We start from the raw sequence: 24,091 nt of genomic DNA, 5'->3' as shown, positions 1-24,091 counted from the left end.
TTGTTTAAATAGTAAATTATTTTCATGGTTTCTAATTTTTTAAACTTTCAGAAAAAATTGAAAGTTTTATTTAAAAAAATATAACAACTATTTCATTAATTTAAACACTGACTTAGTCAACCAGTTTTGTTTTTGGTTTACTAATTTATTCATTAATGTATCTAAATCGTCAGTTAATTCCCTTAATGCCTTAGTTTGTTTAATTAATTCTTTTGTTTTTTCTGATCCATCATCCTTAATTGAAGAAACTTCATCCAATACTTTAATAACGGGTTTTATTTCTCTTCGACTACGTTCTTTTGCCACAATACGTGCTAATTCTTGTACGTCTTTTTCCGTAGTAAAGAACTCTTTGCGTTCTCCTGAGACTAATACTTTAGTAACAATTCCCCAATCCATAAGTTGTCTTAAATTCATACTTGTGTTACCACGTGAGATTTTAAGTTCTTCCATGACGTCTTCCATAGACAAAGGTTTTGTAGAAATAAAAAGTAGAGCTTGTATCTGAGCCATAGCTTTATTTATGCCCCAAAGTGTACCTAAACTTCCCCAGGTGCTTATAAACTTTTCTTTTGCTTCTTTGTATTCCATATGGCAAATATATAATAATTTTTAAACTTTCAATAATTATTGAAAGTTTATTTTTAAATTTTTAGTACTTTAGATGTTAAATAAAAGACCTATGAAAACAAATCTACTTTATGTAATCCTACTTATGTTCGGAATAAGTCATGCTCAGATAGAGCTTGTTCCTAATCCTTGTGATATTAATTCAGGGACATTAACTTTTAAATATGGTGAGTCTGGAGATTACTCTGTATTTGATCCTTTGAGTGATCCAAATTTGTATTTATATTCGGGTTTACAAACGGATTCTGACCCAATGACTTGGAATTACCATGATGATTTTACGAATGTAGCTAGCTTAATTCCACTAACTTATGATGGAGTCTTAGGTTATTATGTGGCTAGTTTTAATCCTGCAACAAGATCTTATTTAGAAGAACCAATGCTAAATACAACTACAGTGCCTAATGGAACGACCGTTAATGATTGGTATTTTATAATTACGAATTCAGATCAGTCGCGCCAATCTTCAGATTTACAAGGAAGTACTTATGGTTTTGGCTCGTCAGTGTTATCAACTGACTCTTTTGATTTAACTAAGGATATTATTGTTGGTAATGGTAAGATTACGTTTAATTCTCCTGCACAATACAAAATTTCTGTCTTTGATGTTTTAGGGAAGAATGTTATCAATTCAGAGTTAAATGTAACCAGTACTTTAGTTCATAATTTCCAACTACAAAGCAAAGGGATTTATTTGGTTAAGATTAGTGATGGTAGAAACACACGAACAGTAAAAATGTTGAAGTATTAGCTTTACTTCATTTGTAAATGGATATGATCATCATGCCGTACAGTCTGGCATCCATGGAATCTAATTTTTTTAATATATAAACTTAGCGACTATTTAAGCTATGGCTTAATTTTTGTTGATAACATTAAACGAATAATCAACTTAAGTCATGGTAAAATCAATTAAAATTTTAGTGTTTCTAGTAGCACTATCATCTTCAATTATTGCTCAGAACAAAGGTGACAAAGACGAATTTAGAAATGATGGTTATTTTAATATAACTCGTATAGGTGTAACTAATGTAAATAAAGCAGAACTAGAAACATTTTCTCCATCAGAAGGTGTGATTAACAGAAACATTACTTCGAACAATTCGATAGCATATAGTTTACAAACCATAAATGGCTTCTTTTTTAATCCTTATTTTTCAATAGGATTTGGTATTGGTTTAGACGGTTATCACAATCCTAATTATAATACATTGCCAGCTTTTTTAGATCTTCGCGCATATTTTAGTGATGGTAAGGGGAGTCCTTATGTATTTATTAATTACGGAACATTGATTAAAATCGAAAACGGTACAAATAACGGTAATATGGCCAACTTAGGATTTGGTTATAAAATACCATTAAATAATAAACGTTTTATTATTGTTGCGGATCTAAGCTATAGCTATAAAGCCATAAGTAATGATGGTCTGTCAATAAGACGTTCTGAAAGCTATACAATGTTAAAAGGTACTTTTTTTAGTTTAGGAGTTATATTTTAGGAATTATTTCAACAAACCAGCACGTCTAAGTAAAGCTTCAGGTTTTGGCTCTTGTCCTCTAAACTTTTTATACATAGTCATTGGATTTTCTGTTCCACCTTGAGATAATACAAAGGATTTAAATTTATCAGCAACAGTTTTGTTAAAAATACCTTCTTCCTTAAAATATTCAAAAGCGTCAGCATCTAAAACTTCAGCCCATTTATAACTATAATAACCAGAAGAATAACCACCTTGAAATATATGTGCAAAAGACGTGCTCATACAATTCTCAGCTACATCAGGATATAAACTTGTGTCACCAAAAGCTTCTACTTCGTATGATTTAACGTTTAAAATTTTTGAAGGATCAACACCATGCCAACTCATATCTAATAAACCAAAACTCAATTGACGCAATGTTTGCATGCCTTCATGGAAGGTTGCAGATGCTTTTATTTTTTCAATCAAATCCATTGGGATAACGTCTCCAGTTTCAAAATGTGTAGCAAAGAGTTTTAACGTTTCTTCTTCGTAACACCAGTTTTCTAAAATCTGACTCGGCAATTCTACAAAATCCCAATACACACTTGTGCCAGATAAACTTGGATACGTGGTGTTTGCTAACATCCCATGAAGTGCATGTCCAAATTCATGAAACAAAGTCGTTACTTCATTAAACGTTAGTAAAGAGGGTTTACTCTTTGTGGGTTTTGTAAAGTTACATACTATTGAAACATGAGGTCTTTCATTGTTTCCATTTTTTATCATTTGTGGTTTATAAGATGTCATCCAAGCTCCGTTACGTTTTCCTGCTCTTGGGAAAAAGTCAGCGTAAAATATAGAAACCAATTCACCATCAGCATCTGTGACTTTATAGGTTAAAACATCTTCGTGATATTTGTCTATAGTACTAATTTCTTCAAATTGTAAACCGAATAATTTATTAGCAACTGTAAATGCTCCATCAATAACATTTTCTAGTTTAAAATAAGGTTTCAACTGCTCATCATCTAAGCTGAACAATTTTTGCTTCAACTTTTCTGAATAATAACCAGAATCCCATTTTTGTAACTGGTCAATACCATCTAAATCTTTTGCAAAGTTTTCTAGGTTTTTAAATTCATCTTCTGCAGCTGGTTTTGCTTTCTCTAATAATTCGTTTAAGAAGTTGTTTACTTTTCCTGGCGTTTCAGCCATACGTTCTTCTAATACAAAATGTGCATGTGTTTTGTAACCTAAAAGCTGCGCACGCTCAAAACGTAATTGTGCAATTTTAAGAACGATATCTTGATTGTCTAATTCATCATTATTAAAACCTTTGCTGCCAAAGGCTTTAGAGAGTTTTTTTCGTAACTCACGATTATCAGTATAAGTCATAAATGGAATATAACTTGGATAATCTAGTGTAATTAACCAACCACCTTTGTCTTTGCTTTCTGCTAATTGCTTTGCCGCTTCTTTCGCTCCTTCTGGTAAACCCGATAAATCAGATTCATCAATAAGATGCATTTCAAATTTATTTGTTTCGGCTAAAATATGCTCGCCAAACTTTAGTTTTAATTGACTTGATTCTTTATCAATTGCTCTAAGTCTTTCCTTTTTGTCTTCAGGTAAATTTGCACCATTTCTAGAGAACCCTTTGTATTTTTTATCTAAAAGTGTTTTTTGCTCAGTAGTTAAATCCAAATCAGATTTTGAATCGTAAACAGTTTTTACACGTTTGAATAAGTCTTCATTCAAAGTAATATCATTACTAAATTCTGACAATAAAGGAGATACTTCTTGTGCAATTTTTTGAATAGCATCATTAGTCTCAGCAGAATTCAAATTGAAGAAAATACTCGAAATTCGATCTAATTCCTCTCCAGAATAGTCTAAAGCTTCAATAGTGTTCTCAAAAGATGGAGTGTCACTGTTATTTACTATAGCATCAATTTCGGATTTTGCCTTTTCAATTCCAGATTTAAAAGCAGGTAAAAAATCTTCAGTTTTTATATCTGAAAATGGTGCTGTGTTATATTGAGTTTCGAAGGGTTTGTTAAGAATTGTCATTGTCTTAGTTGTCTAAATATTCTTACGTATTTTGTTGGTAATGTGAATTTTAACTCATTTTTAAGAAACTAAAGATGAGATTCATAATTAAGTTTAGTTATTTTTGCAAAATCTTTATAAGCAATAGTAGTTTTGCTTTGAGGAATTGGTTAATAGCTAAAAGCCTTAACGAAAGTTGAGGCTTTTTTAGAGGTCTTTAGCTGAGTCAATAACTTTAGCTTTTAACCCTTCTTTGTAGACTATAATTTTGTCTAAAACACATTGGTCTGAGCTACCCAAAATCTGAGCGGCTAAAATCCCAGCATTTTTTGCTCCATTTAGTGCAACAGTTGCCACAGGAACTCCGCCAGGCATCTGCAAGATAGAAAGTACAGAATCCCAGCCATCGATTGAATTACTGCTTTTTACAGGAACACCAATTACTGGTAGAGGAGACAAAGATGCTACCATTCCAGGTAAATGAGCCGCTCCGCCAGCACCAGCAACTATCACTTTTATACCTCTTGTATGAGCATTTTTTCCGTAATCAAATAATTTATCTGGAGTACGATGTGCCGAGACAATATCAACTTCGACTTCAATATCAAATCCTTTTAATATGTCTATAGCGTCTTGCATTACTGGCAAATCGCTTTTGCTTCCCATTATTACGCCTACTTTACTCATAATTTATTTACTAATTACTTCTATTGTACGTTTCACTTGTTCTGCAACTTCGCGAGCTACAGCAATATCTTTGTTTACTATAGTCACATGTCCCATTTTACGAAATGGTCTGGTTTGTTTCTTCCCATATATGTGTGGAGTTACTCCATCCATAGCCAAAATTTTGTCAATGTTTTTGTAAAGAACATTACCAGTATAATCTTCTGCACCAACTAAATTTACCATAACTCCTGCGACTTTACTTTCAGTATTTCCTAAAGGTAACCCTAAAACACATCTTAGATGTTGTTCAAATTGCGATGTATAACTCGCTTCAATACTATAGTGTCCAGAATTATGAGGTCTTGGTGCAACTTCGTTAACTATAATATCGTCATTTTCAGTTTGAAACATTTCTACAGCTAATAAACCAACGTGCTCAAAAGCTGCAGCAGTTTTAAGTGCTACTAACTCTGCTTTTTTAGCAATTTCATTTGGAATTCTAGCTGGACAAATTACATATTCAACTTGATTTGCTTCAGGATGAAATTCCATTTCAACAACGGGATAGGTTTTTAAGTCACCTTTTTTATTTCTGGCAACAATAACTGCTAACTCGTTTTTAAAAGGAATTAAGTCTTCGGCTATACATTCTACATTTGGTAAATCAATAGTATCTGTATACCGTTTAACTATTTTTACTCCAGTACCATCATAACCAAATCGAGCACTTTTCCATACAAAAGGATATTCTAAACCACCATTTTCAATAGCATCTTGTATTTCAGAAGGATGAGCAAAACGCGAGAAATCGACTGTTGGAATATTGTGATCGCGATAAAACAATTTTTGATGTGCTTTATTTTGAATAGTGCGTAATGTTTTAGATGATGGATATACTTTTACACCTTCATTTTCAAGTGTTTCAAGTGCGTCTACATTTACATTTTCTATTTCAATAGTAAGGACATCTACTTTTTTACCAAAGTTAACAACAGTATCAAAATCTAATAAATCACCTACAGTGAATTCATCGCAAGCTAATCGTGATGGTGCTTCAGCGCTTGGGTCTAAGACACTAGTGTAAATGTCAAATTTACGTGTGTCGTACAGCATCATTTTACCGAGTTGTCCACCACCAAGAATGCCGAGTTTAAAATTTGAAGAAAAATAGTTCATGCTTATTTTCCACGAAAGTGGAAATCTTTTAAAATTCAACTTTATTCACTACAAAAATAAGCTAATTATAGAACAAAATTCTAAAATTAGAAACCAAAAATCGTCAATAGATAATCATTTGATTATCTTTGCATTTCTAAAATAATAAGACAGTGATAAAGCTTCACGATTTATACTTTAAACCTTTCATTTCAGAGCAAGAAATTGATACTGCCGTGCAAAATATGGTGGATGCAATTGCGTTAGAATTAGGAGACGAAATACCTGTATTTATTGGTATTTTAAATGGGTCGTTTATGCTAGTAAGTGATTTTGTTAAAAAGTACCCTAAACCTTGTGAAGTTACCTTTATTAAATTAGCGTCTTATGAAGGTGTAAAATCCACAGAGGATATTCAGCGATTAATTGGTTTGACTCAAGATCTTACAGGGAGAACAGTTGTTATTTTAGAAGATATTATAGATTCAGGAAATACACTCGAAGAAGTGCATCGCATTTTTAAAAACGAAAATGTAAAGCAATTGCTCATTGCAACATTGTTTTATAAGCCTGAAGCCTATGACAAAGATTTTAAACTTCATTATGTTGGTATAGAAATTCCTAATAAATTCATTGTAGGCTATGGCTTAGATTATGATGGACTAGGAAGAGATTTACCAAATGTATATCAATTAAAAACAACACAACACATGATTAACCTAGTGCTATTCGGCCCTCCAGGAGCAGGTAAAGGAACACAAGCTAACTTTTTAAAAGAGAAATATGATTTAGTACACATCTCAACAGGAGATGTCTTTAGATATAATATTAAAAATGAAACAGCCTTAGGTATGTTAGCCAAATCTTTTATGGATAAAGGCGAATTGGTTCCAGATCAAGTGACAATTAATATGTTAAATAAGGAAGTAGAGAAAAATGCTGATGCTAAAGGTTTTATTTTCGATGGTTTCCCAAGAACGAATGCACAAGCTAAGGCTTTAGATGATTTAATGGGCGTTAAGGATTCTCAAATTAATGCAATGGTTGCTTTAGAAGTTGATGATGAAGTGTTGGTAAAACGTTTGTTAGAACGTGGTAAAACTAGTGGAAGAGCTGATGATGCAGATGAAAGCATAATTAGAAATCGTATTAAAGAATACTATACAAAGACAGCTATTTTAAAGAATTACTATACTGCACAAGATAAATACTTTGGTGTGGATGGTGAAGGAAGTATTGAAGACATTACAGTGCGATTAAATGCTGTGATTGATAAACTCTAGTCAATACGTTTATTCGTTTAGTTGTTTAAGCGGAATAAGCCTTGGGATTTACAGTAGAATAGTCTGCAAATAAACGACTAAACAAAAAACAAATAAACAGATAGATGACTGAAGGGAATTTTGTTGACTATGTAAAAATGCATGTGTCTTCTGGAAACGGAGGAAAAGGTTCTGCGCATTTACATCGCGAAAAATATATACAAAAAGGAGGACCAGATGGTGGTGATGGAGGTCGTGGTGGACATGTAATCCTTAGAGGGGATTCTAACCTTTGGACTTTAATTCACTTAAAATTTAAACGTCATATAAAAGCAGGTCATGGTTCACATGGTAGTAAAGGTAGAAGTACTGGTGCTGATGGTGAAGATGCTTATTTAGATGTACCATTAGGTACTGTGGTGAGAGACTCTGAAACCGATGAAATCTTATTTGAGATTACTGAAGAAGGTGAAGAGAGAATTGTTGCTGAAGGCGGAATGGGAGGTCGTGGTAACTGGCATTTTAAAAATTCAATAAATCAAACTCCTCGTTATGCGCAACCTGGTATTCCTTTACAAGAATTCCATATTACTTTAGAGCTTAAAGTGTTAGCGGATGTTGGTTTAGTAGGTTTTCCTAATGCTGGCAAATCAACTTTATTATCTGTATTAACTTCTGCGAAACCAAAAATTGCAGATTATGAGTTCACAACATTAAAACCGAATTTAGGTATTGTTGAATATCGTGATTTTAAATCGTTTGTAATGGCTGATATTCCTGGGATTATAGAAGGAGCAGCTGAAGGCAAAGGTTTGGGCTATTACTTCTTAAGACATATAGAACGTAATTCAATTCTATTATTTTTAATTCCGGCAGATGCTAAAGATATTGTAGAACAGTACGAAATTTTAGTAGACGAGTTAAGACGATACAACCCTGAGATGTTAGATAAAGAACGCTTTGTAGCGATTTCAAAATCCGATATGTTAGATGATGAGTTAAAGTCAGAAATTTCTACGATTTTAGATAAAGATTTAGAATGTAAGTATTTGTTTATTTCATCGGTTGCACAACAAGGATTGACAGAATTAAAAGATAAGTTGTGGCAAACGCTAAATGATTAATACAGAATCTTCTAAATGAAAGCTTACCTTAAAAATTTAATAGAAGCAAACAATTCTAAACGGAGTCAGTGGTTTGCTTTCTTTATCCAGTTTTTAATTATTCTTTCTGTAATTACATTCTCAATAGAGACGTTGCCAGATTTAAAACCTCAAACTAGAGTTATTTTGAATTCTATTGAAACCTTCTGTGTCATCGTTTTTACGTTTGAATATTTGGCAAGAATCTACGTTGCTGACAGTAAGCCTAAGTTTGTTTTTAGTTTCTTCGGAATCATAGATTTTTTAGCAATTCTTCCATTTTATTTATCTTTTGGTATCGATTTACGCTCCTTACGTTTGTTGAGAATGTTTAGGTTGTTTCGACTATTTAAATTGGTGCGCTATAATAAAGCTATGAAACATTTTGCCCAAGCAATGCTTGTAGCAAAGGAGCAGATTATCTTATTTATGATTATTACTTTAATGCTCATTTATTTTTCTGCTGTTGGTATTTATTATTTTGAAAACCAGGCACAGCCAGAACACTTTACTTCAATTTTTGACAGTCTTTGGTGGTCTATAGTGACATTGACTACTGTTGGTTATGGTGATGTTTACCCAATTACTGTTGGTGGACGAGTTTTTACTTTCTTTATTTTATTGATTGGTTTGGGAATAGTGGCTATTCCAACTGGTATAATTTCATCGTCTTTAACTAAAGCGGTTGAACCGAATGATAAATAGTAATAGTTAAAGTTTCTAAAAGCATCTTAAATTTTTAATATCTTTAAAAGAAAAAACATGAAAGCTTTTGGTTACATATTATTGTTACTTTTAGTCACATCTTGTGGAACAATCGTCAACTACGATTATGAGAAATCAACAGATTTTACACAGTATAAGAGCTATAACTATTTCGATGATATGAAGACGGGATTAAGTCAGCTCGATACCAAACGTTTACTAAAAGCTATCGATGCGCAACTTAATACCATGGGATTTACACGTTCAGATAACCCTAATTTTTATATCGATATTCAAAGTCAAGATATTCAAAATCGAAACAGTCCAAATGTTGGTGTTGGAGTAGGTGGAAGTGGAAGAAATGTTGGTGGTGGAATTTCAGTTGGTTTACCATTAGGAGGAAATCAAAGCACTAGAGAAATTGTTATTGAATTTGTAGATGACACCAAAGGAGGTATGTTTTGGCAAGCTGTTAGTGAAAGTACTTATAGGCCAAATGCTAGTCCTGAAAAACGCGAAGAGAAATTTAAGGCTTTGGTTGAGAAGATTTTTACTGCTTATCCTCCCAAAAAGTAACTTTTTCACTCTGCTCAGTGTAGCATTCGAGTTAATCTCCTGTTAATCTTAAGGTTTCAAAACGATTTGGTTTTTATATTTAGAAAACCAAAACCTTCTATCTGATGAGGAATCGAATTCAAATTTTACTGTTAGTTACTTTTTTATCAACGTCTTGTATATTCGCTCAAAGTGAAATAAAACCACCTAAAGGCTATTCAAACGACATAGGAAATATGATTTCTATGCTCGATAATTTGAAAAAACGGGTTGAGCGTCATGTTGTAAATTTAGATCAAGAGGGAACAGATTTTCTATTGGATGAAGATGCAAATAGTCCTGGTGCAATAATATATCATTTGGCTGCTACAGAAGCATATTATCAGGTTTACACATTTGAAAAACGAGGTTTTAATGCTGAGGAAAGAGAAAAATGGGATACGGCTTTAAATTTAGGAAGTAAAGCGAGAGCCGAGTTTAAAAATAAGCCAATTAAATATTATATAGATATCTATGATGAAGTAAGGGCTAAAACTAAAGAGTTATTAAAAACTAAAGATGATAAATGGTTTAAAAAGAAAGTTAGAAATATGACAATGCATTGGGCTTGGTTTCATGTTATGGAACATCAGGCAAATCATATGGGTCAGTTGGCTTTAATTACAAAACGGATGTAATAATAAAAAGAGGTTTCATTTGAAACCTCTTTTTATTTAAACTATATAATGAGCCTTTAATTCAATAACGCTTTGTATTTATCCTTATAACCATAAAGTACTGCTATATTAAGAATAAGTAAAACTACAGATCCGCCAATACCTCCTGGATCTAAAACGGCATGAAATAAAAAGGCATTTACCGAAATACTCATTAAAATTAGAGCTAATAAAGCTCCAAATTTATTAAGGATTAAAGCCAAACCAGCTACAATTTCTATAATACCAACAAGCACCATTGTTTTAGTACTTGTTAGTGCGCCAAAATATGCGCCTGCTTCTGCAGACATTTCTGGCATTGGTAAGAAATCTGCAAATTTGTTTACCCCAAAAACGATGACAAATATTCCAAGTAAAATTCTTAGAACCATAAAAACTTTTGAATTCATAATCTTATAATTTGTTAGTTAGTAATTTTCAAGTTACGAAAATATTTTTCAAAGCTATAATGACAGCTTGATCGTATATCTTCTTTCTTCTAGCACTAATTAGTCATATTTCCGCTTAAGCTAATCAAATGACCACTCATCATATTCTCAATTTAAAAAGTAAGATGCAAATATATATTTACAGAAATGAATGTAACAATTTATAAAAGTGACTTACTAATTAGTTAAGTATTTTTATTTAAAATCAATTAAACTATAAAATATAATCATCATGAAAAAAACAGAATCAAAATCAAAATTTATACTAAGTATTCTTGCTTTAGTATTTTCAATAAGCACTTTTGCTCAAGACATTTCGGGTTCTTGGAAAGGTACTTTAAGTGTACAAGGTCAAGAAATACCATTAATATTTAATGTGAAAAATGATAGTGGAGTTTTATCTTCTACAATGGATAGTCCTAGTCAAGGTGCAGTAGGAATTCCTATGGATAAAACACTTTTTGAAGGAAATGAGCTTACAATGACTTTTACTCAAGGAGGAATTAAGTATATAGGCGTTTTAGAAAAGGATGCAATTAAGGGGGTTTTTTACCAAGGAGGAATGGAATTACCTCTAAACTTAATGAAAACAATAAAAACAAAACCAGGAGATGTTTCTTTGCCTTCATCAAAAGAGACCTTGGATAAGTTAGCTGCTTTTGATAGTGAATCTTATAAATATTCGGTAGAAGATTATTTTGAGAATCCTGCAACTAGCTCATTTCAGTTTTCACCAAAGGGAAACTATTTCTCATACAGAGAAAAAGACGAGAACGGTAAAAATCATGTTTATGTAAAAAACACAAAGACAGATGAAGTTAAACGTGCCATTGAAGAAGGTGAAGAATTAATAAGAGGTTATGGTTGGGCAAATGATAATAGACTTGTATATATAAAAGACAATGGAGGAAACGAAAACTATCAGCTTTTTGCAGCAAATTTAGACGGAAGTAACCAAAAAGCATTAACACCTTTTGAAGATGTAAGAGTTAATTTTTCGAATCTTTTAAAAGACCAACCAGATCATGTTATTATATTAATGAATAAAGATGATAAACAAATATTTGAGCCTTATAAGATAAATATTGTAACAGGTGATCTAGAGAAATTATTTGAGAACAAGGACGCATCTTCACCTATTGCTGGTTATGAATTTGATAAAGACGGTAATTTAAGAGGGTATACCAAACAGCAAAATGGTGTAGAATATGTTTTATATTACAGAACAAGCGTAGACCAACCATTTAGTGAAGTCGTTACTACAAACTGGAAAGATTCTTTTTCATTAGTTGCGTTTAATTACAATACACCATACAAGCACGACGCTTATGTGTTGACAAATTTAGAAAGCAATACAAGTGAGTTGGTACTTTATGATTTAGAAAAAATGCAGGTTATAGAAAAAGTGTACAGTAATTCAACATTTGACGTTGGTGGATTAAGCAGATCAAGAAAAAGAGATTACGAGGTTGACTATTATTACTACACAGGAGAGAAAACTCATATAGTACCAGTAAGTAAATATTATAAGAAGTTAAATAAGAAGTTTAAAAAACAATTTGGAGATAAAGTATTCTCTATTGTAGATAAAACAGATGATGAAGATAAATACTTAATTATGCTTAATAGTGATAAGCTTTACGGAACTTATTATACTTACGATGTTAAGAAAGACGAGTTTACTAAAATATTAGATTTAATGCCTCAGTTGCATGAAGAAGATATGGCAGAAATGAGACCAATTAATTTTACAACGAGAGATGGTCTAAAAGTTTACGGTTATATCACTATTCCTAATAATATTAAAAAAGGTGAGCGTGTTCCATTAATTGTTAATCCTCATGGTGGACCTTATGGCGTAAGAGATTATTGGGGTTTTAACCCAGAGACACAATTATTTGCAAGTAGAGGTTATGCAACTCTACAAGTTAATTACAGAGGTTCTGGTGGTTATGGAAAAGAGTTCTTTTTAAAAGGGAATAAGCAAATCGGTAGAAAAATGCTTAACGATTTAGAAGATGCTGTAGTTTATGCAAAGACTTTAGATTTTATTGATAATAATAAAGTCGCAATTTTCGGTGCTAGTTATGGTGGTTTGGCAACTTTAGGAAGTCTTGTGAAAACACCAGATTTGTACACTTGTGGTATTGATTATGTAGGAGTTAGTAATCTGTTTACATTTTTTAAATCTTTTCCAGAATATTGGAAACCATATATGCCTCAATTTAACGAGCAATGGTATAATTCTGAAAATGAAGCTGATCAAAAAATTATGACAGCAGTATCTCCTGCATTACATGTAGATAAAATTACTAAGCCTCTTTTTGTAATTCAAGGAGCAAATGATCCTAGAGTAAACATTGATGAGTCAGATCAGGTTGTGAAAAATATGAGAGCAAGAAATATAGATGTACCATATATGGTGAAATATGATGAAGGTCATGGTTTTGCACACGAAGAAAATAGAGTAGAATTGTACAAAGCAATGTTGGGTTTCTTTGCACAACACTTAAAGTAAACCAATCAATCTTTTTTATTAAAAGACCTTTTAAGAGTAAATCTTAAGAGGTTTTTTTGTTAAAATACGAAATGACTTCCGCTCGTCATATCCTATTTACCACTCGTCATATTTTCAAATTTGTAAGGGTAATGCTGTCTTATATTTATACTATCAATTAAAACGAATAGTAATCATCAATCAAAAAACAACAGTATCATGTTCAATTTAGTTAAAGTATTAGTAGACTTTGTTATTCAAGTTGTATTCAGTTAAATCAATCAAAAATCATGAAAAAGCAAGACACATTTCAAGAACAATTAGAAAAATTCGAAAAATTATTGGTTGGCGCAAAAATGGCTAAGCTATCGTCAGTTATCTTAGTTACTGTGTCACTAGTGCTTGCCTTTAGATCTAGAGATAATAGCCTTTATGTTATGCTATTATTAATGGGAGCTTTAGCAATAATCTTCTTTATAGATAAGTTTTTATCTATAAAAGAAATAAAACAAAAATCGTACACACAAACATCTTTAATCTCTAGTATCTCTAAATTAAAAACTTATATGGCTAATCGTAAAAAATATGAAATGTATTTTATGACTTTTTGGGTGTTAACATTAATACCTTCTGCAACATTGCATTTTGAATCTAACGTTTTAGGCATTGTAGCCATACTGTCTTACATAACTTTAGTTAGTGTTTTAGGCTATTTAGCTTATAAAAAGACAGACAAAGAAATAGCATTGTTAGAAAGTACAATGGAATATGAATTAGAGTTACAATAAATATTAATTATCTCATATCTTGCAATCAGTTGATATATTTTAAGAAAGCATAAATGAAATTTTTCTCAAATTATAAGTATTGGATTATAAACTTTATTGGGTGGATTTTATTTGCATTCTTAATGCTTACTCTAGATAAGCTCTCTTATGGAAAAGATGTATCAATTAATACAATTAATTATCTTTTAGTTGAAGGGTTTTTATGTGGCTTTTTAGGTTTTGTCTTATCGTTTATTATTCTCTATTTTATCGAAAATTATTTTGATATCGGTAACTATTCCAAACAAGATATTTATAAGCTTATTGGTGTAATTATAGTTACTCAAGTTCTGTATCATATTTTACTTTGGCCTATTTTAAATATTCCGGTTAGACACTTTTTTGAGAGAGATCTTAACTTAACACTAATTCAGAAGTTAACCAACGTGCCGCATTTTCTTGCCTATTATGTAGTTTGGTTATTTGTTATTTTAACCCTAAAATTAGTGCACCACATTAATACAATTAAAGTAAAGCAATTACAATTAGAAGCAAATTTAAAGGAGGCGCAACTAAATACATTAAAAGGGCAAATAAATCCGCATTTTATGTTTAATAGCCTAAATAATATTCGTGGCTTAATGTTAGAAGATGTTGGTAAAGCAAGAAATATGCTTACCAATTTATCTGAAACCTTAAGATATTCTCTTACCAAAAGCGATGTTAATTCTATATCGTTAGAGGATGAATTAGAAATGGTAGAAAACTATATAGAAATTTCTAAAATTCAATTTGAAGATCGTTTACAATATGAAACTCATATAGATGACGCTTCTTTAGAAAAGAAAATTCCGCCAATGATTATTCAGATGTTAGTTGAAAATGCACTTAAACATGGAATCTCTAACTTAAAAAGAGGAGGCAAAGTAAGTTTGTCAACGCAAATAGAAGATGGTCTATTACAAATAAAAGTTGCTAATTCTGGGACGTTGCAAAACAATACAAGTACAACGCAATTAGGATTGCAAAATATAAAAAGACGTCTCGAGTTACTTTATGGTAATAAAGCCACATTTACACTAAAAGAAATAGAAAGTCAAGTAATAGCCACTATTAAAATACCTTTAGTATGAGTACTTTAAAAGCTGTTATTGTAGAAGATTCTCGTTTGGCTCGTAATGAGTTAAAAGAGCTAATGAAAGCGCACAAGGAGATTGAACTAATTGGTGAAGCAGAAAATGTAGATGAAGGTTTTAAATTGATAAATGAGACAAATCCAGATTTGCTTTTTTTAGATATTAACATGCCTGAAAAAGATGGTTTTGAGCTTTTAGAGTTATTAGATGAGGTGCCAATAACTATTTTTACTACGGCTTTTGATGAGTATGCGATTAAATCTTTTGAGTATAATGCATTTGATTATTTGTTAAAACCAATAAACCAAAAACGTTTTTCAAGTTCTATAACAAAAGTTATTGAAAAAAGTAATGCCGTTTCTGAGACAAATGGAAAAGAAAAAGGACTCAGTTTAGATAAACAGATTTTTATTAAGGATGGTGAAAAATGTTGGTTGGTTAAAATTAAAGATATTTCACTTTTTGAAATTGTTGGTAATTATACACGTGTCTTTTTTGAATCGAATAAGCCATTAATTTATAAATCACTGGCTCAAATTGAAGAAAAACTACCTTCAGATGTGTTTTTTAGAGCCAACAGACAACAAATTATTAATATCAATCATGTTAACAAAGTTGTGTCTTGGTTTAATGGCAAACTCAAAATTGAAATGAATTCTGGAGAAGAAATTGAAATCTCCAGAAGACAATCTTATATTTTTAAAGATCAATTAAGTTTCTAATCAACTAAAACCCTTACACCTTCACTATGACTACTAAATTCTGGCGCATACATACTTTGTATAGTACTAATGCCATTACTCATATCACCAGCATTGTTAACATGTAAGTCGTATTCAAATACGTAAACACCTTTTGGCAAATAATCTATAAAGAAATTGGTTGCAACATCTTTATTGCTTTCGTAATAGCCTAAACCATCTTGCCATTTGTATTTTGATAATACATTAATAGGTTCAAAACCAGCTGCTCGCATATCTTTTAGATGAACAAACTCCATAGAACGATCTGTTCTTAGTTCAATACGAACTCTCACCAAGTCACCAACCTTCAATTTAGTGTCTAAAGTGATTTCAGAAATTTCCTCACCTTTATCAGTATTGGTTTTTAAGAAGAGCTTCTTGCTTAATTTTAATGGTGTTTCTGCTGAAGTTATTTTATCTAAGTCTTCAAAATATTGCCAGTATAGCGCTCCCCAAGCAATACCATCTCCTTTTTTACTAATGGTAACATCTGCTTGTTCTCGTTTAATTTCTGAACCATTCCAAGACGTTTTGTAATAACCAGTTCCAGCTTCGAGTTTTACGTTTTCTAAAGTTTCAGGAGATATGGCTTCATTACCAACTTTTACATTTACCATTTCTGTAACATCTAACCAGTCGCTACCTTGTAACAGTAAAGCATAAACAGCTTCAGTTGTTGCTTTAGTAGTTTTCCATTGATTAGTTTGTTTGTTCTTTAACAACCAGATTTTTAGATTATCAATGTCTTCGAGATTCTTCGCTTCATCTTGAATAACATTACCGACTTCAGAAAACGTTTCGATTAACAAAGCTTGAGTTTCAATTGGTGCTTGATACCAGTTCCATGAGTTGGTATTCGCTTTCCAATACATTCCTAATTCCTCAGAAGTAATGCTGTTTTCTTTTAATGATTTTAAAATCTTGCCAGCAGTTTTTGTATCATTCATTCTGTACATGCTTAAAGCCATTAATCCTTTTGCATACAATGAACGTTTTAACCAGTACTTTTTAATCTGACTTTGGTAATAATCCATAATCGTTTTAACCTCGTTTGAAGGTTTCATTTCTGGGTAAAAACTACGTACATACATATAATGTAATTGTGTGTATGATAAATGATCTTTGGTTAAATCTACATCCTTATTGTATTTTTTTAAACTTTTGTATTCTTTTACGAATTCTGAATCTAAATAGTTTATTGCATTCTGAATCAAAGACATCTCTACTTCACTCGATGTGACAGAAAGGTGTTTTAGATGACCAAAACCTGCAATAATGTGTTGCGTTATATAACGATTGTCTCTGCCACCATTAAACCAAGGCCAAGCACCTGTTGATGATTGGTTGTTTTTGAGTTTACGCAATGCTGTTTGTAACTCATTATTCATTTTATTAAGATCGAATAACAAACCAATACGTTTTTTCTGTTCTGTTTCAGATTGTGCATCTCGTAACCAAGGTGTTTCTTGAATTAATAAAGATTTTAATTCTTGATTCTTCTCCAAGTTGCTCAATAAAGCATCAGAAGATTTCCATTGATTAAAAACTGCTTCAATCTTTGGATTCGATTTTACAATGTGTTGTGCTAAAGCATTTGCATAATAACGCGAAAATGTTTGCTCATTACAATCATAAGGATATTCCATTAAGTAAGGCAATGCTTGTACAGCATACCAAGCCGGATTAGAAGTCATCTCTAAAGTCAATTTATGATGACTTAACGTTGTTGAGGTATTATCCTTTAATTTATCTAACGTAAATGTTTTGGTCTGGTTAGAACGAATCCACATAGGAAGCGTTTCAGTTACCATCATTCTGTTAGATAGAACTGGTAATGCATTTTGTTCACCATCACTGAAATCTTCTGAGACGGCAATAACTTTGTATTGCACAGCATTTAAGCCCTCAGGAATATTTAAACTCCAAGATGCTTGTGTATTTCCTTTTGCGTCAACAGTGAATTTTTTATCAGTTAGTTCAGATGATAGTGTAGAGCTTTTACCATCTTCACCTTCAACTAAGGTCAGTAAAGTTTTTCCACTAACGGGATCTGTTAATTCTAATCTTACAAAACCAGACAGTTCTTTTTCTGTAAGATTCGCAATCTTAGTACTAATAACAATTTTATCTCCCTCTCGTAAAAATCGTGGTGCATTTGGTATCACCATCAATTCTTTTTGAGTCACAGTTTCTATCTGCGTCACTGCACTTTCTAAAGTTTTGGTATGCGCTAATAACTGTAGTTTCCATTTAGTTAAGGCTTCTGGTGCTTTAAAGTTGAAACTGATATTGCCTTCTGCATCTGTTTGTAATTGCGGAAAGAAAAATGCAGTTTCGTTTAGGTTTTTTCGAATTAGGATTTTGTCTAAATCAACCTTCTCTTTTTTAACTATTTCTGAAGTAACATTAAACCCAATTGATTCAGATCTACTGCTATATACTAATGCTTTTTTGGAATCCGTACTCATATAATCAATACCAAAATCTGTCTCACTTACAGAAACATTCCCTTCCGCATCTTCCATAAGCATTAATCGTTCTTCAGGAATATCTTTGTAGTCTTCAAACTCTACTCCAGGTGCCCTAGCTAACATTCTTCTGACATGAGTGTTGCCATAACCAAAATATAAACCAAACCAATTCAACTGATCATAGCTTTGCTGTGGATAACTATTTATAGTATTAAAACGATTAAAGAGTCTAAAATTGGTAATGCCAAAACTTTGACCATCACTTTTATTCACTCTGCTGTAATATGATGGATTATTAATTGGGCTAAAGTTCCAGTTATGACCTTTAAATTCATCTAATGAGGCATCATACATACTTGCCAACAATTCTGCAGACACTTTTTCGCCTTTAGGTCCTTTAATTTTAAAACTCCAAGTTTCATTTTGTCCTGGTTGTAACTTGTCTCTAAAGGTTGTGGTTTCTATTTCTAAATCGGTTTTAGGATAAGGCACATTAATTCGATAGCTTCGAGACGTAAATGCATTAAAAGCAGCAAAACTACAATGCACTTCGAAGCCACCTACGTCACCTTCTAAAACAGGAATACTAATGGTCTGTTTTGAGTTGTTGAGCTGAACCAATTGCGTTATTAAAATTTTATTATCCTTTTCTACTTCAACAGTTACTGTAATATCTTTTACTGCAGAACCAATGGTTAACTTAGCAACGTCTCCTGCTTTGTAAGTCGCTTTGTCTAATTGCGCTTCAAATAATTGGTTGTCTGCAATGGTTTTATCAGAACTACTATATAAAGATGTATAAGCTTCATCCTTTACAGCTTGTTCAAATTTATCCTTGCTTTCTAAAACGATGATATATTTGCCAGAATCCCATTTCTTCAACTTTTTTAAAGTGATGGTTTTCTTTTTGTCAGTATCGAAAGTGGTTTTAAAAACTTCCTTACCTTTTTTCCAATTGGCTAATAGAGCTTCATTGTTATATGGATCGTGCGGAAATAAAGCTTTAAAATCATCTTTTGATAGCGCTTGATAATCTGGTGCACTCCAAGGTCTTGATCTTAAAACAGTTTCTGGTGCATTAAGCTTATATATTTTGAGTGTTCCTTTTGCTGCTGCAAATTCACCATTCAGGTTTTTCGATATTAATGTTAACTCAACTTCTTTTTTTGTTTTGTCAATCAATTCTGGCGCAACAATATTTATAGTCATTGCGTGATAACCAACATTTACCGTTGTGGTTGCTGTTCTAGTTTCACCATTAATATCTGTGATGTCTGCTGTAACTTCGTATCTAAATATAGGCAGATTACCTTTTGAAACACTTTCATCAGGAATAGCTTTAAAAGTAACCTCAAACTCTCCTTTATCATTCGTTTTGCTTTCTCCAAACGTGATTTCTTGAGGTTCAGAATTAAAGTAAGGACGTCTCCAATAATACCAATTAGGATATTGTACCATACGCTTTACACGATACACAACCTTCGCATCTGTTATGTTGCTACCAGCGAAAGCTATTGCAGTTCCGTTTACAGTAATACTGTCATTAACTTTAAAAGTCTCAGTAATGGGTTGAAACTCTGGTTTAAACTTTGGACGCTTGTATTCCTCAACAGAGATATAAGCATAACCACTGTTTCCACAGAACATATCAATAGTGTAATTACCAGTTAAACCATCGTTAGGTAAAATGAATTCTCCACTAACAGAACCAAAGTCATTAGTTTTTAAAAGCAGTTCACTTACCACTTCTCCATTTACATTTTTGAGTCTAATTTTTGCAGCATTATCAGCAAAAACAGATGTTTTGCCATCTTTTGATTGTGTGGAAATACCTTTAAAGTAGACTGTTTGTCCAGGCCTGTAAATACTGCGATCTGTAAATATAAAGTTTGTGTATTGTGTGTCGTCGTTTAGGTATTCCTTATATTTTTTGCTGATATAGTAATTACCAAAGTAGCTAGTTTCATCTTTATAAACTGCTTTTACTTCAACATTTCTGTAATAGTTATTGTCTTGTTCAAATTTAAATTTTCCAAAACGATCTGTAGTGAACTTTTTAGTAAATTCTTTGTTTCGGTTATTGTGATAGTTCACAGTTATGTTAGCACCAACAATAGGCTTACCATCATTTCTATCTATTAATTGGTAATTATGTGTATTTTTTTCTTTGCTTTCAACTAAAGCCAAATTAGTAACTTGAATATGCGTTGCAGCGAATACTTGCTCATCAGAATTTGTATCAGCTTTTATAAGGTATAAGCCATTTGTTAAACTTGGTACAACAATTTCTGTACTGTGAATCTGAAAATCACTTTCGTTTTTTAAAGTACTTGTAAATGTCTTTATTGCATTAAGTTTATTGAAAAATTTCACTTTTTCAGTAGCATTATAAGTATTGTTGTAAGCCTCTAATTGACGCTTATTGACTTTATAGATTTTAAAGTCGAGCGTATTTAGATTTTTATAATTAGCTAGTAATCTTGAAGCTAAATTTACAGGAGTAAATCCTTCCGCTTGTAGCCTTAAATAAGGTTGCGAGATTTGCTGTTGTATGACAGAGCATTTTTTTGCACCATCACTATTTGGAAATTTTAAAATTACCGAATTGCAAAGTTCAAGAGTTTCTTTCAGTTTCCAACGATGAGTTTCGTCAATGTTTTGATTATTAGAATTGCTATTATAATTATTGCTTAGTTGTCTGTAAAGTGAAGCAATTTCAAAATTGTATAAAGCTGATAATGGTGATGCTTTTAAAGCTTCAGCCTTTCCTTTTAAGGTCTCTAAATGTAAATGGTACTTATTGGTAAAAGTAGCATGTTGAGATACAAATTTTAAACGTTCAATGTCGTTAGAAACAAAAGCTTTTGAAGGCTTACTGTTACGATGAAATTTCAGTAAATTTTGATAGATTTTTAGAGCATTTAATTGCAATGACGTAGAATCCTTAGATTTTAAATTTAAGTTGATGAATGTTTCGCTATCATTTATTAAAGTTTCTTTATCAATTACAAACTTATAGGCAGGTTGTGTAATAGAATTTTCATCCGTTTTGTAAAATGTTAAGGCGTTATGACTTAATAAATCGAATAACGAAGGACGATAATCTTTAGAATTTTCTGCTTCAACAAGAAGTGTTTTATAATTGCTTAACACTTCTTGTTGTAATAAAATACCATTATCCAAAGAACGCTGATAATACACATGAATTTCATTAAAAAGCGTTTCTAAATCCCATGTTCTAAAATCATCACTTACTTTTTCTGACGTTTTTGTACGATTATAGAATTTATAGCGATTTTGCTGAAAATATTGCCAGTACATGGTAGCTAAAATATTTTCTAGTAGATGCTTTGTGACTAGTTCTTCACTTTTATCTATTTCAGATTTAAAGAGGGTTACAATCTTTAGTTGCGCTTCTTCTTCGAGTGTTAAGAGGTATTTGCTTTTATAAAGCAGTGCTTTAATACGTTGTTGTTTGTCATTTCTATTGATTGCTGCTTTATAGATATCTTCTACGAGACCAGCAGCACTTTTAGTTAAACCTTCCTTTTCGAATTTAGCAACAGCTTTCCATTGACTATCAAAGTCATTCTGAGCATTAGAGAAAGTAGCAAAACAAATTAGCATTAGTATTGAGATATAATTTTTCATGTGTTTATAATATTTTTTTAAATGACACATGCTGTTCGCGTTAGAAACACATACATAAGTATTCTGAGTTCATTTTTAGCGCTCGGGTCATTCTTATGTCATTTTTCACAAAATACCTTCAAAAGGCATTCCAAAAATAGTAGTAAGTAGTGAACGTGTTATTTGGATGAGTGAAGTTAAGCAATTTGTGAGTGAAACGGAACGTTATTATTTTAGATTTATCAAATTTATTTCATTCTTATATAGTTAATTGTATAAGCTATATTCTTTTTAGAATGACATCGTTTATAAAATAAAAACAACAAGTTTATTAAATTGTATTTTCGCAAAAAGAAGCTTTTATACTATGTGTAGATTTTTATGGATTTTTTTAGTGTCTTCACTCTGCTTTTCTCAAAATTCAAAAGAGAAAACGGAAGAGTTTATAGCTAATAAAGAGTTTAAAAACGCCCAAAATGAAGTGCTTATTTTCTTAAAAGATAATCCTGAGGATAAAGAAGCGATCGAGCTATTGGGTGATGCTTATGGACACCAGAAAAAATGGGATGAGGCTATTGTACAGTATAAAAAATTGACTAAAAAACAGCCCAATAGCGCCAATTACCAATATAAATATGGTGGAGCTTTAGGCATGAAAGCCTTAAGTGTAAGTAAATTAAAGGCCTTAGGGATTATTGGTGATGTAAAACGTGCGTTTTTAAAAGCTGCAGAGTTAGATCCTAATCATATAGATGCACGTTGGGCATTAGTTGAGCTCTATGTATCACTTCCTGGTATTATTGGCGGAAGCAATTCTAAAGCACTCAAGTATGCTAATGAATTACAAAAGTTATCTAGAGTTGATGGTTATTTAGCTAAAGGTTATGTTTATGAATATGATGATGAGCCAGAACTTGCTGAAAAATATTATAAACTAGCCATAAAAGTTGGTGGTTCAGTTACATGCTATGAAAAGTTGACCAATTTTTACGAAGGACAAGATGAACCCGAGAAAGCGATTGGTAATTTAGAAGAAGGGCGAGAAAAATTACAACGCAATGCGATGCATTATCAAATAGGTAAAGTTTGCGCAGATTATAATATTCAATTAGATAAAGGAGAAAAATGTCTAAAAGCTTATTTATCTAATCATTCTTCTAAAGATGGTGTGCCAAAAGCATGGGCTTATTATAGAATGGCTCAAATTTATAAGCACAAAAAAAATAAGACTGAAGCCTTAAAATGGATTGACAAAGCTATTGCTGGTTTACCTAAGATTAAGGTTTTTAAAGAGTTTAAAACGTCTTTATGATTTTAGTCCATCTTAGCACACATTCTTACGGCAAAAAGAACAATCGCTAAAATAATATATACCCAATAATTAGTTTTCTTTTTAGGCTTAGCCTCAAGAATTGGCTTGTTTGCATTTTTCGTAGAAGTGGTATTTGTCTGTATTGTATCTGCTTTAGGTTTGCTAGTGCCTAAATACTTAGCTTTCTGTGAAGGATGGTAACCATCAATTTTTTTGAGCTTCTCTAAAAGTTCTTCATTAGCGACATAAAGTGCCTTTTGATATTTAGGATTTACATCTTTCAAAACATCATTGATGTATAAAGAGTGAGCAATGACTTGATCCTTACTTTCTTTAATGAGTTGAGAACTATTTAATTTATTGCAAATATTTAAAGTCGTATTATTTAAAGCTTCTAATAATGTTTCAGGATTTAGATTTTCCACATTATCATCCACAATGGTTTTACATTCTTTTAATGTCTCTAAAGAAATGTTTAATGTGAGATTTACCTCTTCCTCAATAGCATTTATAGTATTTGGTGTCGCTAGAAATTCCAAAGACCTTAAGAGTGCATTTACTTTTGCATCATTAGGCGAATCTTGCGTATATTTATTATAAATTTCTTTAAAACTAGAAATATATCGCTCTTCTATATAAGTTTTGAACTCTGAGTCTTCAAATTCTGGTTTAGAAAAACTGCTAAAGCCGGCAATGTCTTTTTCGTTGAGAAGTTTATTTAAATCTTTATGATTGGTAATGAGTGTCTCAAAGTGTTCGTT

19 protein-coding genes are annotated in these 24,091 nt (G+C 31.8%); 12 read left to right on the top strand and 7 right to left on the bottom strand.

Annotated features, from left to right (window positions below):
* Window positions 1-87: 87 nt before the first annotated feature.
* A complete protein-coding gene (locus QZZ53_RS11210) occupies window positions 88-591 on the bottom strand; it encodes a MarR family transcriptional regulator (protein ID WP_296384641.1) in 504 nt (167 codons plus the stop codon).
* Between the two features lie 91 nt (window positions 592-682).
* Here QZZ53_RS11210 and QZZ53_RS11205 point away from each other — a divergent pair, with 91 nt between their 5' ends.
* Window positions 683-1,381, top strand: a complete 699-nt coding sequence (locus QZZ53_RS11205; RefSeq protein WP_296384640.1) for a T9SS type A sorting domain-containing protein — start codon at window positions 683-685, stop codon at window positions 1,379-1,381.
* 148 nt (window positions 1,382-1,529) lie between these two features.
* Window positions 1,530-2,129 carry a hypothetical protein gene (locus tag QZZ53_RS11200; RefSeq protein WP_296384638.1) on the top strand — a complete coding sequence of 200 codons (600 nt, stop codon included), beginning with the start codon at window positions 1,530-1,532 and terminating at the stop codon, window positions 2,127-2,129.
* Between the two features lie 3 nt (window positions 2,130-2,132).
* Here the strand turns inward: QZZ53_RS11200 and QZZ53_RS11195 are convergent, their stop codons facing one another.
* The 3 genes from QZZ53_RS11195 to QZZ53_RS11185 all read right to left on the bottom strand — a co-directional run bounded on the left by QZZ53_RS11195 (window position 2,133) and on the right by QZZ53_RS11185 (window position 5,987).
* The gene (locus tag QZZ53_RS11195; protein ID WP_296384636.1) at window positions 2,133-4,163 is read right to left on the bottom strand and encodes a M3 family metallopeptidase; all 2,031 of its coding nucleotides are present in this window, start codon (window positions 4,161-4,163) and stop codon (window positions 2,133-2,135) included.
* A gap of 186 nt (window positions 4,164-4,349) precedes the next feature.
* Entirely contained in the window at window positions 4,350-4,829 is a 480-nt protein-coding gene (gene purE, locus QZZ53_RS11190; RefSeq protein WP_296384634.1) for a 5-(carboxyamino)imidazole ribonucleotide mutase, read from the bottom strand.
* A 3-nt stretch (window positions 4,830-4,832) separates the two neighbouring features.
* Window positions 4,833-5,987 carry a 5-(carboxyamino)imidazole ribonucleotide synthase gene (locus QZZ53_RS11185; protein ID WP_296384631.1) on the bottom strand — a complete coding sequence of 385 codons (1,155 nt, stop codon included), beginning with the start codon at window positions 5,985-5,987 and terminating at the stop codon, window positions 4,833-4,835.
* A 152-nt stretch (window positions 5,988-6,139) separates the two neighbouring features.
* Here QZZ53_RS11185 and QZZ53_RS11180 point away from each other — a divergent pair, with 152 nt between their 5' ends.
* From QZZ53_RS11180 to QZZ53_RS11160, 5 genes are all read left to right on the top strand, one after another.
* On the top strand, window positions 6,140-7,249 hold the full coding sequence (locus QZZ53_RS11180; protein WP_296384629.1) for an adenylate kinase: 1,110 nt from the start codon (window positions 6,140-6,142) through the stop codon (window positions 7,247-7,249).
* A gap of 104 nt (window positions 7,250-7,353) precedes the next feature.
* The gene (gene obgE, locus QZZ53_RS11175; protein ID WP_296384626.1) at window positions 7,354-8,352 is read left to right on the top strand and encodes a GTPase ObgE; all 999 of its coding nucleotides are present in this window, start codon (window positions 7,354-7,356) and stop codon (window positions 8,350-8,352) included.
* Window positions 8,353-8,367: 15 nt separating this feature from the next.
* Window positions 8,368-9,075, top strand: coding sequence for an ion transporter (locus tag QZZ53_RS11170; protein ID WP_296384624.1), 708 nt, complete (start codon window positions 8,368-8,370; stop codon window positions 9,073-9,075).
* 57 nt (window positions 9,076-9,132) lie between these two features.
* On the top strand, window positions 9,133-9,651 hold the full coding sequence (locus tag QZZ53_RS11165; protein ID WP_296384622.1) for a DUF4136 domain-containing protein: 519 nt from the start codon (window positions 9,133-9,135) through the stop codon (window positions 9,649-9,651).
* Between the two features lie 104 nt (window positions 9,652-9,755).
* Window positions 9,756-10,307, top strand: coding sequence for a DinB family protein (locus tag QZZ53_RS11160; RefSeq protein WP_296384620.1), 552 nt, complete (start codon window positions 9,756-9,758; stop codon window positions 10,305-10,307).
* Between the two features lie 56 nt (window positions 10,308-10,363).
* On the opposite strand, the gene QZZ53_RS11155 is transcribed toward QZZ53_RS11160, so the two are convergent.
* Window positions 10,364-10,735, bottom strand: coding sequence for a DoxX family membrane protein (locus tag QZZ53_RS11155; RefSeq protein ID WP_296384618.1), 372 nt, complete (start codon window positions 10,733-10,735; stop codon window positions 10,364-10,366).
* A gap of 271 nt (window positions 10,736-11,006) precedes the next feature.
* Between QZZ53_RS11155 and QZZ53_RS11150 the strand changes: the two genes are divergently transcribed.
* From QZZ53_RS11150 to QZZ53_RS11135, 4 genes are all read left to right on the top strand, one after another.
* Window positions 11,007-13,292 (top strand): S9 family peptidase, encoded by a 2,286-nt coding sequence (locus QZZ53_RS11150; protein WP_296384616.1) that lies wholly within the window; start codon window positions 11,007-11,009, stop codon window positions 13,290-13,292.
* Between the two features lie 269 nt (window positions 13,293-13,561).
* Complete coding sequence (locus QZZ53_RS11145; RefSeq protein ID WP_296384614.1) at window positions 13,562-14,059, top strand: hypothetical protein; 498 nt, start codon at window positions 13,562-13,564, stop codon at window positions 14,057-14,059.
* Window positions 14,060-14,112: 53 nt separating this feature from the next.
* Window positions 14,113-15,171, top strand: coding sequence for a histidine kinase (locus QZZ53_RS11140; RefSeq protein WP_296384612.1), 1,059 nt, complete (start codon window positions 14,113-14,115; stop codon window positions 15,169-15,171).
* Entirely contained in the window at window positions 15,168-15,896 is a 729-nt protein-coding gene (locus QZZ53_RS11135; protein ID WP_296384610.1) for a LytTR family DNA-binding domain-containing protein, read from the top strand. The genes QZZ53_RS11140 and QZZ53_RS11135 overlap by 4 nt, the downstream gene beginning before the upstream one ends.
* Here QZZ53_RS11135 and QZZ53_RS11130 read toward each other — a convergent pair.
* A complete protein-coding gene (locus QZZ53_RS11130; protein WP_296384608.1) occupies window positions 15,893-22,039 on the bottom strand; it encodes an alpha-2-macroglobulin family protein in 6,147 nt (2,048 codons plus the stop codon). The genes QZZ53_RS11135 and QZZ53_RS11130 overlap by 4 nt on opposite strands.
* Window positions 22,040-22,385: 346 nt before the next feature.
* Here QZZ53_RS11130 and QZZ53_RS11125 point away from each other — a divergent pair, with 346 nt between their 5' ends.
* Window positions 22,386-23,330: a tetratricopeptide repeat protein gene (locus QZZ53_RS11125; RefSeq protein ID WP_296384607.1), complete on the top strand. Its 945-nt coding sequence runs from the start codon at window positions 22,386-22,388 to the stop codon at window positions 23,328-23,330.
* Between the two features lie 2 nt (window positions 23,331-23,332).
* Here QZZ53_RS11125 and QZZ53_RS11120 read toward each other — a convergent pair.
* Window positions 23,333-24,091: hypothetical protein (locus QZZ53_RS11120; protein ID WP_296384605.1), on the bottom strand; the 759-nt coding region annotated here is incomplete at its 5' end.

The sequence above is a fragment of the Winogradskyella sp. genome (assembly GCF_016744625.1).
Lineage (GTDB): Bacteria > Bacteroidota > Bacteroidia > Flavobacteriales > Flavobacteriaceae > Winogradskyella.
Note: the sequence above shows the minus strand (reverse complement) of the source record. Positions and strands in the feature narration are given on the sequence as shown.

Coding starts and splice junctions, on each gene's coding strand:
- purE (WP_296384634.1), bottom strand. CDS start 4,829: ATGAGTAAAGTAGGCGTAATAATGGGAAGCAAAAGCGATTTGCCAGTA.
- QZZ53_RS11140 (WP_296384612.1), top strand. CDS start 14,113: ATGAAATTTTTCTCAAATTATAAGTATTGGATTATAAACTTTATTGGG.
- QZZ53_RS11130 (WP_296384608.1), bottom strand. CDS start 22,039: ATGAAAAATTATATCTCAATACTAATGCTAATTTGTTTTGCTACTTTC.
- QZZ53_RS11160 (WP_296384620.1), top strand. CDS start 9,756: ATGAGGAATCGAATTCAAATTTTACTGTTAGTTACTTTTTTATCAACG.
- QZZ53_RS11205 (WP_296384640.1), top strand. CDS start 683: ATGAAAACAAATCTACTTTATGTAATCCTACTTATGTTCGGAATAAGT.
- QZZ53_RS11210 (WP_296384641.1), bottom strand. CDS start 591: ATGGAATACAAAGAAGCAAAAGAAAAGTTTATAAGCACCTGGGGAAGT.
- QZZ53_RS11125 (WP_296384607.1), top strand. CDS start 22,386: ATGTGTAGATTTTTATGGATTTTTTTAGTGTCTTCACTCTGCTTTTCT.
- obgE (WP_296384626.1), top strand. CDS start 7,354: ATGACTGAAGGGAATTTTGTTGACTATGTAAAAATGCATGTGTCTTCT.
- QZZ53_RS11150 (WP_296384616.1), top strand. CDS start 11,007: ATGAAAAAAACAGAATCAAAATCAAAATTTATACTAAGTATTCTTGCT.
- QZZ53_RS11185 (WP_296384631.1), bottom strand. CDS start 5,987: ATGAACTATTTTTCTTCAAATTTTAAACTCGGCATTCTTGGTGGTGGA.
- QZZ53_RS11170 (WP_296384624.1), top strand. CDS start 8,368: ATGAAAGCTTACCTTAAAAATTTAATAGAAGCAAACAATTCTAAACGG.
- QZZ53_RS11145 (WP_296384614.1), top strand. CDS start 13,562: ATGAAAAAGCAAGACACATTTCAAGAACAATTAGAAAAATTCGAAAAA.
- QZZ53_RS11155 (WP_296384618.1), bottom strand. CDS start 10,735: ATGAATTCAAAAGTTTTTATGGTTCTAAGAATTTTACTTGGAATATTT.
- QZZ53_RS11135 (WP_296384610.1), top strand. CDS start 15,168: ATGAGTACTTTAAAAGCTGTTATTGTAGAAGATTCTCGTTTGGCTCGT.
- QZZ53_RS11200 (WP_296384638.1), top strand. CDS start 1,530: ATGGTAAAATCAATTAAAATTTTAGTGTTTCTAGTAGCACTATCATCT.
- QZZ53_RS11165 (WP_296384622.1), top strand. CDS start 9,133: ATGAAAGCTTTTGGTTACATATTATTGTTACTTTTAGTCACATCTTGT.
- QZZ53_RS11195 (WP_296384636.1), bottom strand. CDS start 4,163: ATGACAATTCTTAACAAACCCTTCGAAACTCAATATAACACAGCACCA.